Raw genomic sequence first — 22240 nt, 5'->3', positions numbered from 1 at the left:
AGCCCGGTCCGCGGCCCAGGCCCTCGGCGGGGGGCGGCGCCGGGCCGCCGGTGCCGAGCTTGCGCCGTTCCCGCTCCGGCGCGGCCCGCGGGCAAGCCGGTGGCCACGGAGCGACGAGGCGGGCCGGCGGTCCACTCGCCACGTAGTGCGGGCCATCCGGCGGCGTTCGCGGCGCTTCGTTTTGGCGATCCACGAACAGTGCCGGGCTAGGAACGCTCGGCCGGCTCGAGCGGCGGCGCGGCTCCCGACGCCCGGGCCGCCTCGGCCACCGCCACCGCGACCCGGGCCGCCACGCGCTTGTCGAAGACGCTGGGGACGATGTAATCGGGTGACAGCTCGTCGTCCGCGATGACGGAGGCGATCGCGTGCGCGGCCGCGCGCTTCATCTCCTCGTTGATCGTCCGGGCGCGGGCGTCGAGCGCGCCGCGAAAGATGCCCGGGAAGGCGAGGACATTGTTGATCTGGTTGGGGTAGTCGCTGCGCCCCGTGGCCACGACCGCGGCGATGTCCTCGATCTCTTCGGGCATGACCTCCGGCGTCGGATTCGCCATCGCAAAAACGATCGGCGACTCGTTCATCCGCTCGATGTCCCTGCGGTCGAGGAGGTTCGGGGCAGAGACGCCGATGAACATATCCGCTCCCTCGATGACGTCCTTGAGCGAGCCGTGTTCGCCGTTCGGGTTCGTATGCTCGGCGAGCCACTGCTTCATGGGGTTCGAGCGGAAGTCGCGCCGCCGGTCGATGGCCCCGCGGCTGTCGCAAACGATGACGTTCCGGAAGCCGTGATCGAGCAGGGCTCTGGTGCAGGCGAACCCGGCTGCTCCCGCCCCCGAGAAGACGACTTTCATCGACTCGGGAGACCGGCCCGTGAGCCGGAGCGCGTTGATCGCTGCCGCGAGCACGACGACGGCCGTTCCGTGCTGGTCGTCGTGGAAGACGGGGATGTCGAGCGTCTCCCGAAGTCTCCGCTCGATCTCGAAGCACTTCGGCGCGGCGATGTCCTCGAGGTTGATGCCCCCGAAGCTCGGAGCGACCTGCTCGCAGAAGCGGACGATGCCGTCCGCGTCGTGGACGTCGATACAGAGCGGGAAGGCGTCGATGTGCCCGAAGGCCTTGAACAGGATCGCTTTGCCTTCCATGACCGGCATCGCGGCGGCGGGACCGATGTCGCCCAGACCGAGCACCGCGCTGCCGTCCGAGACGACCGCGATCGTGTTGGCGCGGATGGTGTGCGTCCGTGAGACCTCGGGCTCGCGGGCGATCGCTTCGCAGACCCGCGCCACACCCGGCGTGTAGGCCATCGACAGATCCGCCCGGCTCCGGAGGGGCACCTTGGAGCGGATCTCGAGTTTCCCTCCCTGATGGATGCGGAACGTGTCGTCCGTAACGGAGAGCACCCGCACCCCGTCCAGCCCGCGGATCGCCTCGGCGATGGCGTTTTCGGCCTCCGGGGAGGGGCACTCGATCGTGTAGTCGCGGAGGCTCCGCCCGCGGCGGATCCGCACGAGGTCGATGGCTCGGATCGCACCGCCGTGCTCGGCGATCTTCCCGGCGATGCGGGCGATCCATCCGGCTGCGTGCGGGCACTCGAGCCGGATGGTCACCGCATACTGGGCACTCGGTCGGCCTTCACTCTCCATCGTCGACGCCTCCGCCCGGATACGCCCGACTGCGGAGCGTTCCGGCGTTGCCGGTTTCATGGTAGCGCCGCTCCCCGCCCGTGTCGGCACCCTCGCGGATGTCATCCGCGTCTGGTACGGTTGGATCACGGCCCCGGGCCCACGATCACCGGCGTCGGCGGGGCCGGAGGGAGAGCCCGCGCATGCCGCAGTCGCCCGTGTACCGGATTCTCTTTCACAATCAGGGGCGCGTGTACGAGATCTACGCCAAGTCGGTCTCACAGGGAGCGCTCTTCGGGTTCGTCGAGATCGAGCAATTGCTCTTCGGCGAGCGGTCCCAGGTCGTCGTCGATCCCACCGAGGAAACGTTGAAGAACGAATTTCGTGGGGTTCGCCGCAGCTATCTGCCGATGCACTCGATCATCCGGATCGACGAGGTCGACAAGCAGGGCACGAGCCGGATCACTGCGGCGAGTCGCGAGGGAACGCTCATGCCGTTTCCCGCCCCGATCTACACCAAGCCGAAAAAATAGACGGCCGGCGGACGCCGCCCGCCGCGCCGTCGCCGGCGCCTTGCCGCGCTCCGGCCGCCGCCGTATAGGAGCGGCGGGAGGGGCGGGGAGGTCGCGTGGTCCGGTTCCTTCTCGTTGCGTGGTCGCTGCTGGCGGCGGCGCTCCCGGCAGGCGCAGGCGATCGGCGAAAGGGGGTGTCCTCGACGCCCCCGCCGAGCCGGGACGACGAACCGGTTCTCGTTTCCGGTTCCGAGCTGCCCGAATTCGCCGGCCGGTTGCTCGCCGACCTCAAGCTCTACCGCTACGACGAAGCCTCCGCGTCTTACCGGCCGATTCCGTTCCAGTTCGACGAGAAGCTCGACTGGACTTTCAATCCCGGCACGGAGCTGGAGTTCACCGAAAAGATCTACGACGTGTTCGGGGCCGAGGACGGGCGGCTCGACGCGGACGACGAACTGGCCTTCATGTTCCGCGACGCCGGCCGGCGGGCGCCGAGCGCGATCCCCTGGCCGGAGGGGGCCGGTCCCGTCCGGTACGAGCTGGTGGCGGTCGACACGCGCCCGGGCGTCCAGAACCCGGAACGCTACGCCTATCTCTTCGAGGGGGCGGGGCTTGCGGAAAGCCCGATCCGGTACGTCTCGTGGGACCGCCTGCCCACCACTTCCATCCTGACGGAGGTGTTCGAGCTGGAGTTCGCCGACCGCTGGCTGCTGACCGGACTCCGGATCGCGCCGCCCTGCGGTTCGGGAGGCGACCTGATCGACCGGGCGAAGGGACGGGCCGTTCCGATCGGCGATCTCGAGGTCGGCGAGGATTCGTGGAATCTGAACTCGGTGTTCCTCGGGGGGATCACTGGACCGGTCCGCGCGATCCGTTACGTGCGGGGTGCCAAGAGCGGCGTGAACACGATCCACTACGATCTCGTGTACCGCAATTTCTGGTACCGCCGGGTCAACCTTCGCGTCCACCCGCTCGAGGAGTTCCGGTTCTACTTCGACTGGCTTCCCGGCTCGCACACGGTGCTCTACACGGGCGCGGTGAGTGCCGGTGTCCCCGTCGACGGCGTCCCCGACCCGGGGGTGGCGGGGACGTCTCTGGACTGGTCGGTGATGAACAGCGCGGAAGGCGGCATCGGTGTGGTCTATCGCCTCGCGCCTTCCCCGTTGTACTCCCGGGCCGAGTTCCACTACCGCGACGACGAGGCGTTCGATGACGCCCCGGCCGGCAACCCGGACTACGACGACGAAGACGACGCCTCGTGGGGTGCGCACGGAGTGCGGGTGCTCGATGTCGAGGGGTCGAACGTGACGCCGATTCCGATCGAGATGCGGCTGTATCCGGTCTGCGGCGACGAGGGAACTCCGTCGTTCGGAGAGGCCATCGCCGAAATGGCCGACCATCCGATCGACGTGCGCGCCGGATTCGAGACGATCGACGGGAGCGCGGTTCGCTCTCTCCGGGTCCGCCGCGACGGCAGCGACGTCGTTCTCGACTGGCAGCCTCTGGACGGGGCCTCGGGGTACCGGATCCACGTCTCGCCGGACCCCGCGGCCCCCCACGCGGACTGGGGGACTCTCGGGGAGACCCCGGACGCGAGGTTCGTCGACGTGGGCGCCGCGGCTGACGCCGAAGGCCGCTGCTACCACGTCGTCCCGCTCCTCCCCGACGGCCGGGAGGGCCTCTGGTAGGCTCCCCGCCGGTTTCGTCCCGCCGCGGGGCCTGCTAGAGTCTGTTGTTCGCAAATGTCCGGGATTTCCGGATGCAACGCTCCCGGCCGGTCTCGTTTTCCGGCCGGATGGAGGAGCGACCGATGAGCGACCGTCGATACGTTTTCGCGCTGCTGCCGGCGCTGCTCGCCGCCGCCCTGGCGCCCGGTTGCAACCAGGGCGGGGAGAAGCCCCAGCCGGAGGAGACGGCGCCGCCCCAGGAGGAGGCGGCGGCTCCCTCCGGGACGGCGGTGGCGGAGCTGGCCCCCCTCGCCGACAGCGGGGTGAAGGGACGGGTCGTTTTCCGGCAAACGGAGGCAGGGGTCGTCGTGGAGGCGGACGTGACGGGGCTCGCCCCCGGCAAGCACGGCTTTCACATCCACGAGTGGGGCGACTGCTCGGCGCCCGACGGCAAGTCGGCGGGCGGCCACTTCAACCCGACCGGGGCTCCGCACGGAGGGCCGGAGGCCGACGAGGCGCACGCCGGGGATCTGGGGAACCTCGTCGCCGACGCCAACGGCCACGCGACCCTCGAGCTGACCTCGACCCGAATCTCGCTCTCCCCCGGTCCGACCGACATCCGGGGACGGGCGGTCATCGTCCACGCCGGCGAGGACGACCTCACCAGCCAGCCTACCGGGGCGGCGGGGGGACGCCTCGCCTGCGGCGTCATCATGGAGGAGGGCGGCGACACGCAGCCCGTCCTGCCCCCGTCCCAGCCTTGAGCGGGAGCGGCCGCCGCGGTTCCCGGGGCGCCGGGACGTGCCGCGGCGGCCGCCGCCCGTCACAATGGGTCCGCGCGGGGTCCCCTCCCGCGCGGGAGGACCGGGATGGCGGACACCGGCAAGGTTCTCGTCGTCAACGGGGAGTCCCGCCGAGTGGCGGCGGGCCATCTCGTCGAGCTGCTGCGGGAACTGGGGTACGACCCGGAGGGCCGCGGACTGGCGGTCGCGGTCGACGGGGTGGTGGTGCCGCGGAGCCGCTGGGTGGAGACGGTGCTACGACCGGGCGCGCGCGTCGATATCGTCGGCGCCGTCCAGGGTGGATGACATGGCCGAAAGCGACCGGAGCTCGGAAGACCGATGGACTCTCGCCGGCGTGGAGCTGCGCTCGCGTCTCGTTCTGGGGACGGGGCGCTACCGTTCCCGGGAGGAGCTCGTCGCCGCGCTCGATGAGAGCGGCGCCGACATGGTGACCGTGGCGGTGAGGCGCGTCCAGCCGGGTGAGGGGCTGTACGAGCTGCTACGCGAGCGCGGGATTCACGTGCTGCCCAACACCGCCGGGTGTTACACGGCGCAGGATGCGGTGCTGACCGCCGAGCTGGCGCGGGAGGCGCTCGGAACCGACCTCGTCAAGCTCGAGGTGATCGCGGACGAGAGGACCCTGCTCCCCGACGTCACGGCGCTGCTCGAGGCGGCACGGATCCTCGTCGACCGCGGCTTCCGCGTCCTTCCCTACACGAACGACGATCCCGTCACCGCCCGAAAGCTGGAGGAGATCGGCTGCGCGGCGGTGATGCCGCTCGGCGCGCCGATCGGCTCGGGTCTCGGCATCCGGAACCCCCACAACATCGAGCTGATCGTCGCGCAGGCGGGGGTTCCCGTCGTCGTCGACGCCGGCGTCGGAACCGCGTCCGACGTCGCGATCGCGTTCGAGCTGGGCTGCGACGGAGTTCTGGTCAACACGGCGGTGGCCCAGGCCGGAAAGCCGGGCCTCATGGCCCGCGCCATGCGTCACGCGGCGATCGCGGGCCGGGCCGCCTTCCTGGCGGGGCGCATCCCCCGCCGGGGCTACGCCCAACCCTCCTCTCCGATGGAGGGCCGCGTCAGCTCCGGCCACGCCTCCTCCTGAACGCCGCCCCGAGGCGGCCGGCCGAGGCGCGCGTGGAACGCCTGATGCTCGTCACCGACCGGCGCGCCACGGCGGGGCGGGCGCTGGTCGATACGGTCCTCGCGGCGGTGGCCGGCGGCGTCCGGATGGTCCAGCTCCGGGAGAAAGACCTGCCGGACGGGCCCTTCCTCGCGCTGGCGTGCGATCTCCTCGATCGGCTCCCCGGGGGGGTGGTCCTGCTTCTCAACGGACGCCCCGCGCTCGCCGCCCGGCTCGGAACGGGATTGCACCTCCCGGAAGGGGCGGCGCTCCCGCGCCGCCTGCCGCGCCCGTGGGGCCGAGCCGTGCACTCCGCGGCTGCGGCGGCCGCGGAGGTCTCGCGCCCGCGTTTCTCCAGGCCCGACTATCTGGTGGCCGGGACGGTGTTTCCCACGGCTTCGAAACCGTCGGCCGCGGCGGTGGGAACCGGCGGCCTGCGCCGGATCGTGGGTGCCGCGGACGGGCTGCCCGTCTTCGCCATCGGCGGGATGGGGCCGGGCCGCGTCCGGGAGGCGGTCGCGGCGGGAGCTCACGGCGTGGCCGTGCGGAGCGCGGTGCTCGCCGCGCCCGATCCGGCCGAGGCGGCGGCGCGGCTCCTGGAGGAGATCGCGGAAGTCGCACCGGCGGAATGATCGCCGCCGGTGGAGGAGTTCGGGATGCGGGACACTCGCAGCGAGGTGGACGAGGCGCTGAGCGCCGCAGGGGCGCGGAGGGGTCCGGACGGGGCCCTGCGCTTCTCGACCGCGGCGAAGGAAGCGGAGGCGATGGAACGCGAGCCGGTCGCCGCCCCGCTGGAGGACGACCGAGTGATCCACGTCGCCGGGGGCGACGCCCACCGGTTCCTCCAGGCCCAGCTGCCGACCGACGTGCCACCGCCCGGCTCGGACCGGGCGCTGCTCGCCGCCTGCTGCACGGTCACCGGCCGAGTGGTCGCCGTTTTCGAGCTCGCAGCCCGCTCTTCCGGCTATCTCCTTCGCCTTCCGGCCTCCGCGGCGCGGGGTCTGATCGAGCGACTCGCGCGTTACCGGCTGCGGTCCCGGGTCGAGTTCCTCGATCGGGGCTGGCACGCGTTCGGGGTGGCGGGACCGGGGGCTGCGGGCGCGCTGGAGGCGGTGTTGGGAGCCGTGCCGGACCCGGGCCGGTGTGCCGAGACGGAAGAGGAGGCGGTGGTGGCGCGCTCGTTCGGAGGGGGGGCGAGGTTCACGCTCTTCGTCCCATCCGGACGATTCCGCCGCATCTGCGACACGCTCCTCGGACATCTCCAACCGGTGGGGCCGGAGACCTTCCGCCTGGCCGAACTGCGGGAGGGTCTTCCGTGGATCCACGAGGAAACGGCCGGGCAATTCGTGCCTCAGATGCTCGGTCTCGAGCGGATGGGCGCGGTGAGCTTCTCGAAGGGCTGCTATCCGGGCCAAGAGGTCGTGGCGCGCACGCAGCACCTCGGAACCGTCAAGCGTGTTCTCGTCCGGGCCGCGCTCGACGCGGGCGGCGAGGTCCCTCGCCCCGGCACGACGCTTTTCTCCGGGGACGGCCGTCCCGCCGGGCACGTGCTCTACGCAGCGCGAGCCGCGGCGGGAATCGAGGCGCTGGCGGTCGTCGCGCGCGATCTCGCCGGCGGACCGTGGCGCGCGGGCGAACCGGACGGCCCATCCCTCCGGCTCACCGGCCGACCTCGTCCGGATCCGGGGGAGGGTTGAGCGAGCGCGGCTCTTCGGGCCAGTTCGAAAGGGCGGCGAGCGCGAGCGCGGCCTTCCTCGCGTCCGCGCCGTCCGGAAGCACCACCGTCAGCGCCGCCGCCCCGCTCGGACGCCGGCCGGGGACCAGTTCCGGACCTCCGGACCCGGGCGCCCGCGGTGGGCCGCCGCGCAGCAGGGTTTCGAGAAGGGGACGGTGCGCTGTCAGATCGCGTTCCCGAAGAAAGAGAACCAGCGGGGCGCAGGCGTAGCGGGCGAGAATCCGCCGCCCTTCCTCCTCGTCGTAGGCGACGCGCCACTTTCCGAGCGCCTCGATCCGGGCGGCGAACGGGGCAACCGCGGGCACGTCGTCCCTCCGCGAGGCGACCAGCACCGCGTCGAGCGCGGCGGCCGGCGGGAGGTGCCGGAAGGGAGAACGGGACACCCATCGCACCGCGGCGTCGGGGAGGCGTTCCTCGACGGTCCCGCCATGGTCCAGCGTCTCGCGGACGGTTCGATAGATCGCGTGCGCGAAAAGGTCGACCGCGCGCACGTGGTACCAGCTCGCCTCGAACCGGAAGTCCCACGGGGCGAGCCTGCGCTGCGCGACACCCTGGCCCAGGGCGGTGGGCAAGCCCTCCCGGACGAGCTTCCAGGCGGTGGCCCCGTGGCGCCCGCGCGCGAAGAACTCCCGCGCGAGGCGCTCCCGGCGATCCGGCGGGATCCTCCGAAAGAGGTCGTGGGCCAGTTCGTGGAACACGACCTGCGTCTGGTCCGAGGCGACATCGCCGGGCCGGATCTCGATGAGGAGGTCGGAACCGTCGGCCTCGGCATGCGTGGGGCCGTCCTCGAGGAGGGCGACGAGTCCCAATCGGGCGCCGGCGTTACCCGACAGGTCGGCACCGAGATAGTCGGCGAAACGGCGGACGAGGGCCGACGTGCGTTCTCGGGCGAGAAAACGCTGCAGCGACCGGGCGAAAGGAAACAGATAGCGGGACCGCGGCCAGATCCGCTCGTCGAAAGCGGGCCGGAAGTGCCGCAGCGCGTCGACCATCGCACCGGCTTGCTCGGGCGGGAGGATCCCGCGCAGGCGGCGCTCCAGGTCGGTGAGGCTCCGCGCGGCGAGCGCCGCCGCCGTCACGCGCTGCCGGACGGCCAGATGCGGCTCGCGGAAGGGAACGCAGCCGGGGTTTCCGGGCGGGAGCGCTTCGGGTGGCGGCGGGTTCCACATGCGGGCACGGCGAAAGGCGACCAGCGCCTCGTGGTCCGCCGCGGTCAGCCGCCCGACCCGGCGGATCCACTGGCGGCGATAGGCGGCGACTGTCTTCCCTCCCGAAGTCCCGGCCAGGTTGTCGATCCAGTGGAAGAGATTCGCCGCGTGGGAGACGTCGATCTCGAACCGGTAACCGGGATCCCGGACCTGGGCGTCCGCCAAGGCCGCCCCGGCGACAAGGCCGGCCCCGACGAGACACCATCCGAGCCTCGCACCCGCACGCACCATCGGAGAGCCAGCGGGCGGCCGATCGGGCGCCCGGACTCCCATCATAGGTCGCCGCACCGCCGTCGCGCCGCTTGCCCGCCCCCCGGCGGCGCCGCACAATCGAGCCATGATCGAAAGGGCCGCTCCTTCCCGCCCGGATGCGCGCCCCGCCGTGCCACCTGCCTCAGGCGCGCCGGAGCGCCGATGATTCCCGCTACCGAAACGGTCACGGAGGGGATCCGGGTGCGCGTGTCGGCACGTTACGCGCCGGAGCGGTCGGAGCCGCGGCGCGGACTCTATTGCTTCGTCTACCGGGTCCGGATCCGGAACGAGGGCGAGGAGGCCGCGCGCCTGCTCACCCGTCACTGGACGATCGTGGACGGGGAGGGGAGGGTCCGGGAGGTTCACGGTCCGGGTGTCGTAGGCGAGACGCCGCGTCTCGAACCGGGCGAGAGCTTCGAGTACCTCAGCGCCTGCCCGCTTCCCACGCCAACCGGCTCGATGCGCGGCCGCTTTCGGATGGCGCGTGACGACGGGAGGGTGTTCGACGCCGAGATCGGCGCCATCGCCTTCTCGATGCCGCACTCCCTTCACTGACGCGCGGAGATCCCGCGAGCGTCACGGGCAGGGATCGGGCAGGAGCTGGCGCGCGGACTCCGGCTCGCCCGGCGAAGTCTCCTCGCCGTCCGGGCTGACCGCGGTGACGAGGTAGGCGAACAGCTCGCCGGCCTGCGGGACCGAGGGATCGCCGCCCATCCAGCTCGTGCCAGCCGTGCGGTGAATGCACCGGAACGTGCCGTTCGGCACCCCCCGATAGATGCGGTACTCGCTGACGGGATGCATCGTCGTCCACTCGAGGTCCTCCCAGCTCCAGGCGGACGGGCCGAGGACGAACGGCTGCGCGCCGGGTCCCGAGACCTGCATCGCCGGGAAGGGAGGGACGATCTTGAGCGCCATGCCGTCGCGATGGCCGATGTACAGTTCCCCCTGCGCGTCGGTCCCGAACGTCAGCAGCCGGTAGACCATGTTGAGGCCCGCGCCGACCTCCGCGCTCCGGTCGGTGAACTCGGACACGACGCCGTCGGTGATCCTCATCGAGTAGACGAATCCCGCGCAGTAGTCGCCGAAGAAGTAGAGCCCGTGCAGGGAAGGCATCAGGCAGCCGCGGTAGACGTAGCCTCCGATCACCGAGCACACCGTGCCGTCGTGCACGTACTCGTAGGTGGGGTCGGTGAACGCTGGATCGTGACAGGTCCGCGGGCACCCCGTCTCCGGTGCCGCGTTGTAGCAGTTTCGGCGATCGAAGTGGTTGTAGCAGTGGGCGCCCTCCATTTCCCTCCAGCCGAAGTTGAGGCCGCCGCCCGATTCCCACGGCGTCCAGTCGATTTCCTCCCAGCAGTCCTGGCCGTTGTCGGAGATGTACATCTCGGCCGTTGCCGGATCGAAGCTGAACCGCCAGGGGTTCCGCAACCCGAGCATGAAGATCTCGTCGCACGCCCCGGGTGATCCGACGAGCGGGTTGTCGGCGGGCACCCGATAGCCGGCTGCTGGGCCCCCGCAGTCGGGGGGCAGGCTGTCGGGCGCCGGGTCGGCGGAGACGTCGAGCCGGAGGATCTTGCCCAGCAGGCTGCCCTCGTTCTGCGCGTTTCCGCACGCGCCGTGCCGGTCCCCCGCACCCCCGCCGTCCCCGGTGCTCATGTAGAGGAAGCCATCGGGACCGAAGATCAGCTGCGAGCCGTTGTGGTTCGTCTCCGGCTCGTCGAGGACGAGCAGCCGCTCCTCGCTCAGCGGATCGGCGCGGTCGGGATCGGCCGGGTCGACGTGAAACCGCGATAGGACCAGCCGGAACGGACCCAGCTGCGGGTCGTCCGCCTCGGTGTAGACGACGTAGAACGCGCCGTTGTTGTCGTAGTCGGGATCGAAGGCCAGGCAGAGAAGGCCCAGCTCCTCGGCGGTGTTGACCACGCGGTCCGTGATGTCGAGGAAGATCGTGACCGGATCGGCTCTCCGCTCGCCGCGCCGCCGGATGACGATCAGGCCCTTCTTCACCACGAGGAAGAGGCGTTGCGTGTCGTAGGGCGGCGACGTGACGAAGGTCACGTAGCCTCCGAGGTTCTCCGCCACGACGATCGACTTGACGGTGGTGGTGTTCACGGGTGCGACGCCGAGACAGGGATAGAACGACCGCGCGTCGGCGAAGCCGGCGGCGACCGCGACGAGAACCGGCAGCAGAACCGCCCGCACACCCCAGGCCGCACGGCCCCTCCTGCAGGGCGGCCGGGCACCCGATCCTCCCGTCCCTCGACCCGTCATGCTCGAAAAGCCTTTACGCCGCACGAACGGTCGCGGCAACCGCCGTTTCGGCGCCGGGATCCCGCAGGGGCCGCACCGCCGGCCGGCGGGAGATCGCCCTCATGCCGGCGGGCCGAGGTAGCCGAGCGCCTGCTGGTGTTCGCCGTCCATGTCGACGTGGAGCAGGAGGCCCGGCGATTCCCGGGAGACGTCGATGACCCGGACCACGCCCGCGAAGTCGGCGTAGTCGGGCAGGATCTCGGCGAGGCGATTGGGCGAGCCGTGGAGGAAGCTCTCGTTGAACAGCTCCCCCTCGTCGTCCGGGTAGAGCGCCAGGTACCGGATGTCGGCCTCGACGAGATCCTGGAAGAAGTGCGTTCCGAACGAGACCTCCGGCAGATGGCCTCCCCTCAGTCGCGCGATCTCGATGAGCATCCTGGTGTTGTTGATGTCGGCGTAGCCGACGGGGACGCCGAGCCGCGGGTCGTTCGTGCCCCAGCGCCCGGGTCCCATGAGGATGAAACGCTCCCCGGCGAGGCGCTCGTTCAGCCGGTTCACCACCCGCACGATCCTGTGGCGGCGCTCCATCGTTCCGATCCGGTCGTAGTCCTTGGGATCGATGAGAACGATGTACCGGATGTTGTGCACCGAGCCGTTGGTGATGTTGCGGCTCGACGAGAAGATGCGGCGCTCCGCCGGAACGTTCTCCGGAATCGTGATCCGGATATCCTCCTCGCGCCACGCCTGCGGGCGGCACTGAAGGATGTGGAACATCCGCCCGTCATAGGCGAACTCGACGTCCACGGGGCAGCCGTAGGCCTTCTCGATCGTGCCGAGCATCCAGCGGAGAAACCCCGGATACGGCGAGGCGGCGAACTTGTCGAAGGTGACCACGAGCTGCTCGGGCGGAGCGTGCAACCTCGTGCCGGCCGGGCGCTGAAGGTGGCCCTCGCGCATGACCGAGAAGACCTGGTCCAGACCGGGCAGAGCCCGCACCTCCGGGCACCCGAGCACCTCGCGTACCGGCCGGGTGTCGAACCGGTTCTCCTCGAGGTCGATGACGTCGACCAGACGCTGGGAGTAGCGGACGATCTCCTCGTCGCCCGCTTCGGGGCGCAGCGTCGGCATACCCAACGGCATCATCCGCGGGTAATCGGAGGAGACGCGGTCGACGGCGCGCGTTCCCAAACCGAACACGATCCGAGCGAGCCCGTCCTCACGCCGAATGCGCGGGGTCCATCGGTACTCGTTCCGGCAGAATGCGACCCCGGCCCAGACCGGCAGGAAATAGCGGCCACATCTCCTCCCCACGACCTTCTGGATCAGCACGGCCATGTTCTCGTCGAAGTCGAGCAGGTTGTGCCGCTGGCGGTAGCTGATCGGATCGGGATGAAGGATGCTCGCGTAGACCTCGACGATCGCTCCGATCAACTCGGCGAGATTCTCCTCGGGGGTCCCCTGGTTCGCGACGAAGACGCTGCGGTACTTCCCCGCGAAGGAGGTTCCGAAGCGGTCCTCGAGGAGACTCGAAGAGCGCACGATCAGTGGATGGGAGCCGACGCGCCGGAGAACTTCCCGGAGCTGATCCGTCTCGGGCTTGGGGAACTCCGAGTTCTTGAACATCTCGAGGATCAGCGGGTATTCGTCCCGGACCTCGTCGAGGGACTTGTACTTGTGCGCCTGCAGTTCGACGAGACCGTTGATGTCGAGAAACCGCTCGATCACGTCGGACCGGAGGAAAAAGGAGTCGGGCACGGCCACCGGCATCTTCGGCGCCCGCGGATCCTCTCGCTGAGCCGCCTCGATGATGCGGTGGGCGAGCAACATCCCGGCGGCTTTGCCTCCGATGCTGCCGATGCCGCGATCGTCTCCGATGATCCGCTCGACGAGATCGGCGAAGTCGCGGATCCGGAGATAGCGCTTCGCCACCCCGATGAACTCGAGCTGGCTGGAGATGAGCTGCCGGATCAAGGCGACCCGGACGGCGAGCGACTCCCGCTGGGGAACCTTGGTCGGACCGACGGGCAGCCGGCAGTAGTCCCGGATCCTGTCAGCGAGGAGCCGGAACGAGACGGTGGAGAGGTTGGCGATCTCTTCCAGCGTCTGCGCTTCTTCCCGGCGGTGGACGAGATAGACGAGATCCTCCACCTCCTCGGCGGTCATGTGACGCGCCGCCTCCTCCAGGGTGATCTCGCGGATGAAGCGCTTCTCCAGCTCGTCCCATCGCTTCGCCTGGGGGACGTTCTCGCCCGGGGATTCGGCGGGGGCGGTTTCCGGGGCATCGCGCTTCGCGCGCCGCCGGGCGCGCTGATAGATGTCGTCGATCGACACCGCCCCTTTGCGGTGCAGCGCGAGGAGAAAGGCACGGTTGATCTTCTCGGCCAGCAGCGGGTAGCGTGCCAGCAGCGCCTCGATGCGGTCCCGGGTCCGCTGGATCTCCTGTTCCGACCGGTTCATCACCCGTACCGTACACCGCCGCGCCGCCGTGCGGTAACCGGCCGCGGGGCGGCGGGCGGGGAGCCTGGCGCCCCGGCTCGCATCAGCTCTCCCCGGACCGGCGCGGGATCGGCAGATACTCCACGGTCGGCTGCCGACGGACGGGCTGGGGGAACAGGCGCATGAGCGTGAGAAACTCGTCCGGAATCTCGTCGTTGACCGGCAGGCCGAGGCGCTTCGCTTCTTCGCAGGTGATCGGGTAGTCGTGCGTCCACTTCCCCTCGGAGAGCGTCGCGGCAAGCTGCCGGGCGTCCTCGGGGGGGATGCGGCCGGAGAGCAGCTCTTCCACCCCCTCGCGGACCTGGGCGATCGCCTTGCGTGCCTGATCCGCGAGGATGAGCGTCTGGTCCTCGATCTCCGAGACCGGCTTCTGCTTCAGCACGCTGAGAACCGACGCGGCAGCCGTCTGCCCCAACTGCGGATCGACCGGGCCGAGCACCGCGTTGGGGGCCATGACGATCTCGTCGGCGGCGAGGGCGATGAGCGTGCCCCCCGACATCGCGTAGTGGGGGACGAAGACGGTGACCTTGGCCCGGTGCCGCTTGACGGCGCGCGCGATCTGGAAGGCGGCGAGGACGAGTCCGCCGGGGGTGTGCAGCACCAGGTCCAGCGGAACATCGGGACCCGTCATATGGATCGCGCGGATGACCTCTTCGGAATCGTTGACGTCGATGAACCGAAAAACCGGGAATCCGAGGAGGCTCATCGTTTCCTGGCGGTGGACGATGAGGATCAGCCGCGAGCCGCGCTGCTTTTCGATCCGCGCGATCATCCGCTGCCGCGAAGCCTCCAGCAGCCGCTGCCTGACGACCGGCTGAAGGGCCGAGATCATGAAGAAGATCCAAAAGATGTCGAGAGGACTCAAGGTTCGGCCTCCTCGCTCCCGCTCCGCGCGAGCCGCTCGGCCAGCGATCCCGGGGTCAGGAGGCGTGCGAGCCTGTCGCGCACCTGTCCGGGATCCGCCGGCAGGCCGGCTTCGGCGAGCGCGAGCACGAACGCCCGGTGCGGGCGCCCGGCCCGGTAGGCGGGTTCCCGCGGGGGGTGGGCGAGGTAGCGCTCCATCAGCTCCACCCGGGGTGCGACCAGCAGCGTCCCGGCGAAGTAGAGAAGGTCGCGCCGCCGATAGATGCACGAGCCGCCGATCTTCCGTTCCCCGAGCGCGAGGTCGGATGTTCCGCGCCGCTCCACGCCGGGCACGCCGATCCGAGCCAGCGCGTCGATGATCCAGCCGGTGATCGCGTCGAACGCGCTCCGGATGCCTGCGAGCCCGGGGAGCGGCCAGGCCACGGCGACGAGCACGTTTCCTGGATCGAGCACCACGGCGCCCCCGCCGCCGCGCCGCCGGAGGATCGGAACGCCGTCCTCCCGGCAGTTCTCGAACAGCAGCTCCCTGCGGGGATCCCCGCTGCGACCCAGAACGACCATGGTCCGCCGGGGCCGGGAGACGCGGACGTGGCCGGTGCGGGTGCGGGATGCGGCGGAGAGGAGGTCCTCGTCTGCGTCGTAGGGCCCGATCCCCAGGATCGCGTCCTCGGCTCTCGCTTCGACCGGCCGCACGGGCGCCCTCGCCTCCTCACGGTGTCCGCGCCGCCCCCTCCTTCCTCGGCGCCGCCACGTGAACCGCGCGCCCCAGCGCCACCTCGGCCGCCTCCATGAGCGATTCCGACAGCGTGGGGTGCGGATGGATGGTGGCGGCGATGTCCTCGAGGGTGGCGCCCATCTCGATGGCCAGCGCCGCCTCCGCGATCAGCTCGGACGCGTGCGGCGCCACGATCCCTGCTCCGAGGACCAGGCCCGTACCGGGCTCGGAGAGGATCTTGGCCATTCCGTCGGTGCTCCCCATGGTCCGCGCCCGTCCGAGCGCGGTGAGCGGGAAGCGCCCCACGACGACCTCGCGCCCCGCTTCCCGCGCGGCCGACTCGGTGAGCCCCACCCAGGCTACCTCGGGCTCCACGAAGACGACGGCGGGAACCGCTCGATTGTCGAAGGCAGCCGGCTCGCCGGCGAGGACCTCGGCGGCGACCTTGCCCTGCCGGCTGGCGCGGTGCGCCAGCATCGGTCCGGGAGTGACGTCGCCGATGGCCATGATGTGGGGTGCCGATGTCCGGCACAGCTCGTCGATCTCGATGAATCCGTCGCCGCGCACCTTCACGCCCGCCTTGTCCAGCCCGAGGTCGTCGGTGTTCGGTCGCCGGCCGACGGCGACCAGCACCCGGTCGCACTCCAGCGTTTCGTCCCCGTCGGAGGTCTTGACCGCGACGCGGAACCGATTCCCGGAACGCTCGACGTTCTCCACACGCGTGTCCAGGAGGATGCGCTCGAAGCGCTTGGCGCACCGCCGTGCGACGACGCGGGCGAGGTCGGGATCCATGCCGGTGAGGATCTGCGGCAGCATCTCGACCACCGTCACCTTCGCGCCCAGCCCGGCGTACACGAGCCCCAACTCGAGGCCGATGTAACCGGCGCCCACCACGAGGAGCCGCTCGGGCACCTCCTCGACCGCCAGCGCCTCCCTCGACGTCCACAGGCCGAGGTCGCGCCCGAACGGGGGGACCACCGGCCGCGATCCGGTGGCGACGATCGCCTCCTTGAACTCGATTCCGGCGACGTCCGAGTGCTCGAGAGAGAGCGAGCGCGGCCCGTCGAACCGGGCGCGGCCGCGCACGACCTCCACGCCGCGGCCCCGGAGGAGCGAAGCCGTCCCGCGGGACAGGGTCTCGACGACCTTCCTCACGTGGGCGCGGAGACGGTCGAGGTCGAACGATGCCCCTTCGGTGCGGAGCCCGAGCGCGCCGGCGTCCTCGGCGGTGCGGGCGGCTTCCACCACGTGAATGAGCGCCTTCGACGGGATGCAGCCCTCGAGCAGGCAGACGCCTCCGATCGCCTCCCGCTCTTCGACGAGCAGAACCTCCTTGCCGAGATCGGCGGCTCTGAGAGCGGCCACGTAACCACCGGGTCCTCCGCCCACCACGACGAGTTCCGTTTCCTGCTTCAAGCTCCCCATCACCATGGACGCGTCTCCTTGCGGACCCCGCGGTGCCTCATCCCCGGCTCTCCATCAGCCAGGAAAGAGGGTCGGACAGGTACCGCACGAGGTCCGACATGAACCGGGCCGCGTCAGCACCGTCGGCGATTCGATGGTCGAAGGCGAGCGTCAGGGGCAGGATCGTGCGGACGACGATCCGGTCGCCCCGGACCACCGGTTGCGGTCGGGCCTGGCCCATGCCGAGGATCGCCGCCTCGGGATAGTTGATCGTGGGGACGAGCCGTGTTCCCCCGATCGGACCGATGTTGGTGATGGTGAAGGTCGAGCCCTGCAGGTCCTCCACCGCTATCGATCCGTCGCGCGCCGCCGTGGCCAGCGAGACGATCTCCTCGGAGATCTCCGCGATCGTCTTCCGGTCGGCGTTCTTGACGACCGGGACGATGAGCCCCCGCGGCGTGTCGGCCGCGAAGCCGATGTTGTAGAACTTCTTGTAGACGATCTCCTCCCGCTGCGGATCGAGACTGGCGTTGAACATCCGGTGCTTTTGCAGGCACGCCGCGGCGGCCTTGACCACGAAGGGGAGCAGGGAGAGCTTCTTTCCCCCCGCCCGCTCGCGCTCGCGCCGCCGGAACGCTTCGAGTTCGGTGACGTCGGCGTCGTCCATCAGCGCCACGTGGGGTGCCACGATCATCGAGGTGGTCACTTTCCGCGCGACCTTGCGCCGGATGGAGATGACCGGTTCCCGCTCCACCGGACCCCATTGTTCGAAATCGGGCATCGGTTCGAGTTCGAAGTAAGGGATCGCTCCCGGCGCGGCCGGCGCTCCCGGGCCGGACGGGGCTGCCGCCGGGCGGGAGGGCTCCGTGCCGCGCCCGGCGGCGAACCGCTCCACGTCCTCCCGCGTCACCCTTCCCCCCGGGCCGGTACCGGGCACGAGGGAGAGGTCCACACCCAGCTCGCGGGCCAGACGGCGCGTCGCCGGGGCCGCCGGAACCGGGCCTCCGCGACGTGCGGGGACCGCCGCCGGCCTTTCCACGGCCGGCGGAGCGGGCGCGTGCGCCGCCGGTGCTGCCGGTGCGGCCGGGGCCGGTTCGGGCCGGGCGGCCGAGGGAGCGGGTGGCGGAGGCGTCGAGGCGGTCTCGTCCGTCTCGATCCGCGCGATCACCTGACCGACGGTGAGGGTGTCGCCGGGCTTTCCCACCAGTTCCACGATGCGGCCGCCTTTGGGCGAGGGGATGGTGACGGCGGCCTTGTCGGTCTCCACGTCGACCAGCGGGTCGTCCTCGCGGATCGTGGCGCCGACCTCGACATGCCACTTCAACAGCTCCCCTTCGTGGATCCCTTCGCCGAGGTCGGGAAGCTTGAACTCGTACACTTGGTCCTCCATGGCCGCCGGAGCGGTGCGCCGTCAGAAGTCGAGGGTTTGCTCGATTCCGCGGCGGATCTGCGGCACGCTCGGAAAGTACGGTTCCTCCCGGCTGAAATAGGGCGTCACGACGTCGTACCCGGTGATCCGCTTGACCGGCGCTTCCAGATAGAGAAGCACGCGGTCGTTGATCTGGGCGATGATCTCGGAGGAGATGCTGGCGAAGCGCGGGGCTTCCTGGACGATCACGCAACGGCCCGTCTTGCGCACCGAGTCGGCGATGGTCGCCGCGTCGAGCGGCGAGATGGTGAGAAGATCGATCACCTCGATCTCGACCCCGCGCGACGACGCCACTTGATCAGCGGCCTCGAGAGCGAACCGCATCATCGCACCCCAGGCGATGAGCGTCAGGTCTTTCCCTTCCCGCACCACCTGCGCTCGCCCGATTTCCATCACCTCCTCGTCTTCCGGAACCTCTTCCCGGAATGCCCGGTAGGATCGCTTGGGCTCCATGAAGACGACCGGATCGGGGTCGCGGATCGCGGCGACGAGGAGGGCCCGGGCGTTCCGGGGCGAAGAGGGGATGACCACCTTGATCCCCGGTAGGTGCGCGAACAGCGCCTCGCGGCTCTCCGAGTGGTGCTCCAGGGCTCGCACGCCACCTCCGTACGGCATCCTCATGACGAGGGGGCACGAATAGCGTCCCATCGTTCGGGTGCGGAAGCGGGAGGCGTGTCCCTCGAGCTGTCCCATCGCGAGGTAGGAAAAGCCGGAGAACTGCATCTCGGCCACCGGCCGAAGGCCGGCGAGCGACATGCCGATCGCGGTCCCGAGGATTCCGGACTCGGAAAGCGGCGTGTCGATGACGCGCTCGGCGCCGAACTTCTTGTACAGCCCGGCGGTCACCCGGAACACGCCCTCGTTCACGCCCACGTCCTCGCCCATCACCACGACGCGGGGATCGCGTTCCATTTCCTGGTGGAGGGCGAGGTTGATCGCCTGCACCATCGTCATCCTAGGCATCGGCGCTCTCCCCGGCCGCCAGGTTCTCGAGGAACTCGGCGCGCTGCTCCTCGATCAGGGGATGCGGCGTCGCGTGGACCAGGTCGAAGATGATGTCCGGCTTCACGTCCAGCGGCCGCTCGTATTCGGCCACCTCCTCGTCGATCATCCGCCGGATCTCGGCGAGCAGCGCCTCCTCCTTGGACTTGTTCCAGATCCTCTTCCGCTGGAGGTATCGCCGGAATCGGGGAAGCGGATCGAGCTTCTTCCACCGCTCCACCTCCTCCTCCGAGCGATACTTGCTCGGGTCGTCGGCCGTGGTGTGCATCATCAGCCGGTAGGTGACCGCTTCGATGAACGTCGGGCCGCCCCCGGAGCGCGCGCGGTCCAGGGCTTCCTTGGCGGCGCGGTAGACGGCGAGCGGATCGTTGCCGTCGACCTGCACCACCGGCATCCCGAAAGCGATCCCTTTCTGCGCGATCGTCTCGGAAGCCGTTTGCCGTTCCAGCGGTGTGGAGATGGCCCACTGGTTGTTCTGGCAGAGGAAGACCACAGGGGCCTTCCACACGGCGGCCATGTTCATTCCCTCGAGAAAGTCGCCTTCGGAAGTCGCTCCGTCGCCGAAGAACGTCAGCACCGCCGTATCCGGTTCGCCCAGAAGTTTCATGGCGTACCCGATCCCCGCAGCGTGAGGGATCTGGGAGCCCACGATGACGGCGATCGGCAAGGTGCGCTCCACGCCGGGGAAGACGTTGCCCTCCTCCCATCCGCCCCAGAAACGGAGAACTCTGTTGAACGGGACGCCGCGCATCAGCAGGGCGCCGAGCTCCCGGAACGCGGGCACCAGCCAGTCGGTCGGGCGCAGGGCGAGCATCGGCGCGCACGCCGCCGCCTCCTGCCCGGTGCAAGGGCTGAAGGTTCCGAGCCGACCCTGGCGTTGCAGCTTCAACATTCGCTGGTCGGCCTCGCGCGCCGTCACCATCCCGCGATACAGGCGGACGAGCTGGTCGGCGGTCAGGTCGGGCTCGAGCTTCTTGTCGACATGACCCTCCTCATCGAGGATCTGAAGGAAAGGCACCGTGAACTGGGCTTTGGGGACTATCGGCATCGGTCCTCTGTCCTGGGGCCCGCGCGGAGCGGTCCTCCGCGCCGGGCGCGAGTCGCCGCGGTCACCGTCCGCGGCCGGAAATCCAAGTCCCTTCTTTGGAGATACTTGGGCGGTGCGGGGCGCCGCGGGGTTGGCCGAGTTTACCCGATCCCGCCCCGGCCCGTCAGACGAAACGGGCCCGGAGGCCTGCCGCGGCCGCCGGGCCCGGAATCGCCGTCGCGCCGCCGCTCAGTTCTGGGGCTCGAGCCGCGCGAGCTCCTCGTCGATGATCTTGGCGAAGTTCTCGTAGGGCTGGGCCCCCGAGACGAAGCGGCCGTTGATGAAGAAGGCGGGCGTGCCCTGCACGCCGACCTTCTGCCCCGCCTGGATGTCGGCCCTCACCTCCTGCGAGCGGCGGCCGGAATCGAGGCACTCTTTGAACGCTTCCTGATCCAGGCCGATCTGCTCCGCATAGGTGTAGAGCTTTTCGACCTCCAGGGCCCGCTGGTTCTCGAACAGCTTGTCGTGCATCTCCCAGAACTTGCCCTGCTCGTAGGCGCAACCGGCCGCCTCGGCCGCTTTCTCTGCGTTCTGGTGGAACGAGAGCGGGAAGTCCCGGAAGACGATCCGGATCTTGTTCCCATAGTGCTCGCGGAGCTTCTCCAGCGTGCCCTTCGCCCGCTGGCAATAGGGGCACTGGAAATCGGAGAACTCGATGATCTTCACCGGGGCGTTCGCGGGGCCGATGGCGGGATTGTCGCCCTCGTCGATCTCCACCCGCGGCGGGTCGAGGAAGACCCGGACCTTCGTCGCTTTCTTGAGCTCGGCGATGAGCGCCTTGTAGGTCTCCTGCCGCTTCCGGCTCTTGAGGTAATCGGAGATCCGTCCCTTCATCTCGTCGAGCGACTTGCCCTGCATGCGGGACTTGTTCTGGTCGTAGAACGCCTTGATCTCCTCGTCCGTGGGGTCGGCGACCTTGGCGTCGACCTTCTCCGCCAGGTACTCCTCGGACGACTTGCCTTCCTTGGCCGCGGCGGCCTCCACGAGGCGGTTCTCGATCATGCGCTCCAGGTAGTCCTGGAGCACCTCGTACTCCTGCTGCCGGATCTTCACCAGGGCGTCGGAGGCCTGGTCGAGCAGCTCGGCCCGCGTGATCTTGGTGTCGCCCACCACCGCCACGAGGTCGGCTGGCTCCTTCTTTTCCTGGGTTCCGGCGAGACTCCAGCCGGCGACGGCGGTGAGCAGCGCGAGGGCGCTGGCGAGGGGCGTTCTGAGGGCAAATCGCATCGCGTCATCTCCTTGCCGAAAACACCGGCAGGCACCCCGGGGGCTTCGCCTCCCCGGAGGGGCCGCCTGCTGGGTCCTCCGATCGGACGAGGCTACTTTGCCCGGGGGGGGCGGGCAAGCCGGGGCCGGAGAGGTGCCGGACGGCCCCCGGCGGCGGATAATCTCCCGCGGCCCGCCGGCCGTGCGGAGGAACCGTGGCTCCCCAGGAAAAAGGACCAGCGACCCAGCTGCTCGCCCCCGGGTTCCTGGTAGCGATGCCGCAGCTCGCCGACCCCAACTTCAAACGCACGGTGGTGCTCATGCTGCGGAGCGAGGAGTCGGGGTCGTTCGGCGTCGTGATCAACCGGCCCAGCCCGATCGAGATGGGGCCCTTCTGCCGCGAGCAGGACATCCCGTACGCCGGCCCGGAGGACCAGCCGGTCATGATCGGAGGCCCCGTGGAGCAAGACTCCCACCTCCTGGTCATCCATGGAGGCCCCCCCCTGCACGGGCCCAAGAGCGGGCGGGAGATCCGGGTGACGGACGACATCCACGTCATCACCGACCGGGAGGGCCTGGCCAGCCTCGGCCGGGACCCGTCGATTCCCGTCCGGTGCTACCTCGGGTACGCCGGCTGGGGGCCCGGCCAGATCGAACGGGAGCTGGCGGAGGGGGCGTGGGTCGTCCTGCCCGCCGACAGCCGCCTCCTGTTCGACGAGCCGACCGAGGGCGTGTGGGAGCGGGCGCTCCGCGAGGCCGGTATCGACCCGATCGCGCTGGTTCCCGGCGGCGCCCCGAGCTGAGTCGCGTCACCGGCCGGCCGGCGGGATTTTCGGTTGTGGCCGGGCCGTCCCCTCCGTACCGTTCCAGGCAACCGGTCGGGTCC

At 70.1% G+C, this 22240-nt stretch carries 20 protein-coding genes; 9 read left to right on the top strand and 11 right to left on the bottom strand.

The genetic code is table 11. The annotated features are described in order from the left end of the window. Window positions 1–206: 206 nt before the first annotated feature. Complete coding sequence (locus tag D6718_10235; protein ID RMG44383.1) at window positions 207–1640, bottom strand: NAD-dependent malic enzyme; 1434 nt, start codon at window positions 1638–1640, stop codon at window positions 207–209. Window positions 1641–1822: 182 nt separating this feature from the next. Here D6718_10235 and D6718_10230 point away from each other — a divergent pair, with 182 nt between their 5' ends. From D6718_10230 to D6718_10200, 7 genes are all read left to right on the top strand, one after another. Next, window positions 1823–2152 carry a DUF1820 family protein gene (locus D6718_10230; protein ID RMG44382.1) on the top strand — a complete coding sequence of 110 codons (330 nt, stop codon included), beginning with the start codon at window positions 1823–1825 and terminating at the stop codon, window positions 2150–2152. Between the two features lie 95 nt (window positions 2153–2247). Continuing rightward, on the top strand, window positions 2248–3819 hold the full coding sequence (locus tag D6718_10225) for a hypothetical protein (GenBank protein RMG44381.1): 1572 nt from the start codon (window positions 2248–2250) through the stop codon (window positions 3817–3819). Between the two features lie 122 nt (window positions 3820–3941). Next, complete coding sequence (locus D6718_10220; protein RMG44380.1) at window positions 3942–4562, top strand: superoxide dismutase family protein; 621 nt, start codon at window positions 3942–3944, stop codon at window positions 4560–4562. Window positions 4563–4667: 105 nt separating this feature from the next. After that, window positions 4668–4886: a sulfur carrier protein ThiS gene (thiS, locus tag D6718_10215; protein RMG44379.1), complete on the top strand. Its 219-nt coding sequence runs from the start codon at window positions 4668–4670 to the stop codon at window positions 4884–4886. A 1-nt stretch (window position 4887) separates the two neighbouring features. After that, complete coding sequence (locus tag D6718_10210) at window positions 4888–5688, top strand: thiazole synthase (GenBank protein RMG44378.1); 801 nt, start codon at window positions 4888–4890, stop codon at window positions 5686–5688. 32 nt (window positions 5689–5720) lie between these two features. Further along, window positions 5721–6338: a thiamine phosphate synthase gene (locus D6718_10205; protein ID RMG44377.1), complete on the top strand. Its 618-nt coding sequence runs from the start codon at window positions 5721–5723 to the stop codon at window positions 6336–6338. A gap of 24 nt (window positions 6339–6362) precedes the next feature. Further along, a complete protein-coding gene (locus D6718_10200; GenBank protein ID RMG44376.1) occupies window positions 6363–7403 on the top strand; it encodes a folate-binding protein in 1041 nt (346 codons plus the stop codon). Here the strand turns inward: D6718_10200 and D6718_10195 are convergent. Continuing rightward, window positions 7366–8880: a hypothetical protein gene (locus tag D6718_10195; protein ID RMG44375.1), complete on the bottom strand. Its 1515-nt coding sequence runs from the start codon at window positions 8878–8880 to the stop codon at window positions 7366–7368. The two genes, D6718_10200 and D6718_10195, sit on opposite strands and share 38 nt — an antisense overlap. A 183-nt stretch (window positions 8881–9063) precedes the next feature. Between D6718_10195 and apaG the strand changes: the two genes are divergently transcribed. Continuing rightward, complete coding sequence (gene apaG, locus D6718_10190; protein RMG44374.1) at window positions 9064–9456, top strand: Co2+/Mg2+ efflux protein ApaG; 393 nt, start codon at window positions 9064–9066, stop codon at window positions 9454–9456. Between the two features lie 21 nt (window positions 9457–9477). On the opposite strand, the gene D6718_10185 is transcribed toward apaG, so the two are convergent. The 9 genes from D6718_10185 to D6718_10145 all read right to left on the bottom strand — a co-directional run bounded on the left by D6718_10185 (window position 9478) and on the right by D6718_10145 (window position 21375). Beyond that, window positions 9478–11172, bottom strand: a complete 1695-nt coding sequence (locus D6718_10185) for a hypothetical protein (protein ID RMG44373.1) — start codon at window positions 11170–11172, stop codon at window positions 9478–9480. A gap of 99 nt (window positions 11173–11271) precedes the next feature. Next, window positions 11272–13608 carry a pyruvate, phosphate dikinase gene (locus tag D6718_10180; GenBank protein RMG44372.1) on the bottom strand — a complete coding sequence of 779 codons (2337 nt, stop codon included), beginning with the start codon at window positions 13606–13608 and terminating at the stop codon, window positions 11272–11274. Between the two features lie 82 nt (window positions 13609–13690). Continuing rightward, window positions 13691–14512, bottom strand: a complete 822-nt coding sequence (locus D6718_10175; protein RMG44371.1) for a hypothetical protein — start codon at window positions 14510–14512, stop codon at window positions 13691–13693. After that, a complete protein-coding gene (locus D6718_10170; protein RMG44370.1) occupies window positions 14509–15204 on the bottom strand; it encodes a hypothetical protein in 696 nt (231 codons plus the stop codon). The genes D6718_10175 and D6718_10170 overlap by 4 nt, the downstream gene beginning before the upstream one ends. Before the next feature lie 16 nt (window positions 15205–15220). Next, window positions 15221–16657 (bottom strand): dihydrolipoyl dehydrogenase, encoded by a 1437-nt coding sequence (lpdA, locus tag D6718_10165; protein RMG44369.1) that lies wholly within the window; start codon window positions 16655–16657, stop codon window positions 15221–15223. A gap of 31 nt (window positions 16658–16688) precedes the next feature. After that, window positions 16689–18020, bottom strand: coding sequence for a 2-oxo acid dehydrogenase subunit E2 (locus D6718_10160; GenBank protein RMG44368.1), 1332 nt, complete (start codon window positions 18018–18020; stop codon window positions 16689–16691). A gap of 21 nt (window positions 18021–18041) precedes the next feature. Continuing rightward, a complete protein-coding gene (locus tag D6718_10155; GenBank protein RMG44367.1) occupies window positions 18042–19022 on the bottom strand; it encodes an alpha-ketoacid dehydrogenase subunit beta in 981 nt (326 codons plus the stop codon). Continuing rightward, window positions 19015–20109 (bottom strand): pyruvate dehydrogenase (acetyl-transferring) E1 component subunit alpha, encoded by a 1095-nt coding sequence (pdhA, locus tag D6718_10150; protein ID RMG44366.1) that lies wholly within the window; start codon window positions 20107–20109, stop codon window positions 19015–19017. Before pdhA ends, D6718_10155 begins: the two co-directional genes overlap by 8 nt. A 228-nt stretch (window positions 20110–20337) precedes the next feature. Beyond that, the gene (locus tag D6718_10145) at window positions 20338–21375 is read right to left on the bottom strand and encodes a hypothetical protein (GenBank protein RMG44365.1); all 1038 of its coding nucleotides are present in this window, start codon (window positions 21373–21375) and stop codon (window positions 20338–20340) included. Window positions 21376–21569: 194 nt separating this feature from the next. Here D6718_10145 and D6718_10140 point away from each other — a divergent pair, with 194 nt between their 5' ends. Continuing rightward, window positions 21570–22157, top strand: coding sequence for a YqgE/AlgH family protein (locus tag D6718_10140; GenBank protein ID RMG44364.1), 588 nt, complete (start codon window positions 21570–21572; stop codon window positions 22155–22157). Window positions 22158–22240 lie beyond the last annotated feature (83 nt).

This window comes from Acidobacteriota bacterium, from assembly GCA_003696075.1.
In the GTDB taxonomy this organism is placed as follows: domain Bacteria; phylum Acidobacteriota; class Polarisedimenticolia; order J045; family J045; genus J045.
The sequence above is the reverse complement of the archived record's forward strand: the minus strand, read 5'-3'. Positions and strand labels throughout refer to the sequence as shown.